1 protein-coding gene is annotated in these 3,074 nt (G+C 72.2%); it reads right to left on the minus strand.

Annotated elements, in window-relative coordinates:
- On the minus strand, positions 1 to 3,074 hold a 3,074-nt coding region (locus tag KN815_RS03720; RefSeq protein ID WP_216340132.1), incomplete at both ends, for an AMP-binding protein.

The raw sequence follows: 3,074 nt of genomic DNA on the forward strand, positions 1-3,074 counted from the left end.
GGCGGGGGCGATCCAGTGGCCGCGCACCATGAGGTGACCGTCCCTGTGGCCCAGGAACTCAAGCGAGCCGTCGGCTCGTTGGCGCACGAGCTCACCGGAACGGTACGCACGGCTGCCCGCGGGGCCGAACGGGTCCGGGACGAACTGCTCGGCGGTGCGCGCGGGGCGGTTCAGGAACCCGTCGGCGAGCGCGGTTCCCACCACGTGGAGTTCGCCCGCGGCCCCGGCCGGCACCAGCGCACCGTGCTCGTCGAGCACTCTGATCCGCCGGCCGGGCGCGGGGTGGCCGACCGTCCCAGAGTCGTCCGGTCCGAGCCCAGGTCCGTTCAGTGCGCGGGCCGTCGTGCAGCCGATTGTCCCGGGAGCGCCGTACAGGGCCACCACCGTGGGCCGCGTCAGGCCGATGTGCGCCGCCCACGGCCGCAGGGCCTGCGCATCCATGTGTTCGCCCGCGAGGATCACCGTACGCAGCGCCGATGGCACCGGCCGGCGATCGGTGCCGGTGACGGCCGCGACGCACGGCTGGAACTCCGAGGGCGTCCGGCTCAGCACCGTCACCCGACGCTCCTCCAGGAACGCGAGGAACTGCTCGGGGTCCGCAGTGACCTCGTCGGGCACCACGACCAGCGTTCCCCCGTGCAGCAGCGCCCCCCACAGCTGGAGAAGCGAGACGTCGGGGGCGGTGGAGCCGTCCAGCGCCCAGACGTCCGTCCCGGCGAACCCGCAGCGGTCGTCCGCTGTCCGCAGCAGTCCGAGGACGCTCGCGTGGGACAGCACGGTGCCCTGCGGCTCCCCCGTCGCGGCAGGGGAGTACAGCACGCACGCCGTGTCGTCGGTCTGTCCCGGCAGGCCGAGGTCGGTGTCCGGCCCCCCGTCCACGGCAGGATCGGTCACCAGTAGGTCACCCGTGAACCGGTCGGCGAGGAGGGGCGCCTGGTCCGGTCCGGCCAGGACCTGCGGTACGGCGGAGTCGGCGAGCACCTTTTCGAGCAGCGCAGGCGGCCGCCCCGGGTCGAGCGGCAGGTAGGCGGCCCCTGCCTTGAGCACGCCGAGCACCGCCAACACGAGTTCCGGTCCGGGGCGCAGGCAGACGCCGACCAGGGACCCGGCGCCTGTACCGCGGGCGCGCAGTCGGCGGGCGACCCTGTTGGCCCGGGCGTTCAGTTCGGCGTAGGTGAACCGCGCGGAGCCCGTGTCCAACGCCACGGCGTCCGGCCGGTCCGCGGCCATGGCCTCGAGGAGTTCGTGGACGCGCCGTGGCTCCGGCACCGGTACGTGGTCCCCTTCGGCGGCAAGGAGCCGCTCGCGCTCCCCCTCGGGCAGGAACGTCGCCCGCGCGTCCGCGTTCGGGTCCGCCGCCATCGACGTCAGCACCGCACGGAACATGGCGGCGATGCGTTCGGCGTTGTCCTGGGACAGCACGTGGGTGTTCGTGCTCATGCTCAGGCGGCCGCCGATCGATGTGATCCGCAGGGCGAACTCGTTGGGGGCATCGTTGAAACCGCCTCCGTCGTCGGCGACGTCCGGGTCGAGTTCGTGGAAGTCCAGATAACTGAACAAGACGTCGACCAGGCGCTCGTCCGTCGCGTGCGGGATGGCCGGCATGGGGTAGTGCCGGTGCGGCCAGGCCTCGGTCTCCCGGTCGGCCACCTGCCGTACCAGCTCCGTCCAGGTACGGGCGGTGCGATCGGCGGCGAACGGCAGGGTGTTGAGGAAGTTCCCGTACAGCCGTTCGGCGCCGAGGGCCTCCGGGCGGGTGTGCGTGACGACCCCGGCGTGGAACTTCGGCTCGTGGGTGAGCTGGCTCATGACCTTGAGGAAGGCGGCGACCATGACGCCTTTCGGGGACGCGTGCGCCGCCCTCGCGAGCGCCCGCAGGCCGACCTCCAGATCACCGTACGAGGCGCCGGTCCGCACCACCTCGGGGGGCTGCGCGAGGTCCCCGTGCCACCCCCTGGGAAGCTCGAGCTTCGCGTGGTCCTCGACCAGTTCGCGCCAGTGCGCGGCGGTCTCGGCGGACTCCACGGCGGCGAGTTCGGCCGCGATGAAGTCGGCGTACCGCACCGCGGGAGGTTCCGCGGACTCGGGCCGCCGCCCGTCCCGGATGCTCCGGTAGACGGCGACGAGGTCCATCAGCAGCAGCTGATTGCTCCAGCCGTCCATCACCGCGTGGGTCTGGGTGAACGCGCAAGACCACTCGTGATCCGCCTTGATGTGGGCGAACACCCGCAGCATCGGTTCGTCCAGGTCGAACGGGTGGGCCCGCTCGTCGGCGACGTACCGCTTGATCGCCTGTCGCTGCTCGTCGGCGTCGAGGTCCCTGATGTCGCGCCGGCCGACCGGGGTGTCGGCGTGCGCGTGCACGAGCTGTATGGGCACGGTGAAGCCGGTCAGGCGGACCGTGGTGCGGAGCACGTCGTTGCGGCGCACCACCTCGGTCACGGACCGCGTGAAGGCCTCGGGGTCGAAGGGGGCGTCGTCGTGCACCTGATAGACGTTGACGTTGTGGTAGTACCGGCGGCTTTCGTCCGCCAGCATCTCCACGAGCATGCCCACCTGGACCTGGGAGAGCGGGTAGGCGTCGACGACGCCCTCGGGGAGGGCCTCCCGGTCGGACGCGGAGATCAGCTCGAAGGGCCGGACCGACACGGGAGCGCCCGACAGCGTCGCACGGGACGAGGCGATGTCCGCCAGCGCGGCGACGGTGCGGTGCTGGAACACGTCCCGCACGGACAGGTCGAGCGCCGCCCTGCGCAGTCCGCCGATCAGGGCGACAGCGCGGATCGAGTCTCCGCCCCGCACGAAGAAGTCCTCGTGCACGTCGACCACGTCGAGGCCCAGCACATCGCGCCACACCACGGCGATCCGTCGCTCGGCCACCGTGCGCGGTGTGACGACGCGCAGTTCCGACTGTGTCTCGTGGCCAGGCGCGGGCAGGGCACGGTGGTCGAGCTTTCCGTTCGCGTTGAGCGGCATCGCCTCGAGCCCGACGTACGCCCCGGGCACCATGTAGCTCGGCAGGCTCCGCTGCAGGCGCCGGCGCAGTTCGGCGATGTCGACGGTCCGGCCGGCCA

This window comes from Streptomyces niphimycinicus (assembly GCF_018883605.1).
Taxonomy (GTDB): Bacteria; Actinomycetota; Actinomycetes; order Streptomycetales; family Streptomycetaceae; genus Streptomyces; species Streptomyces niphimycinicus.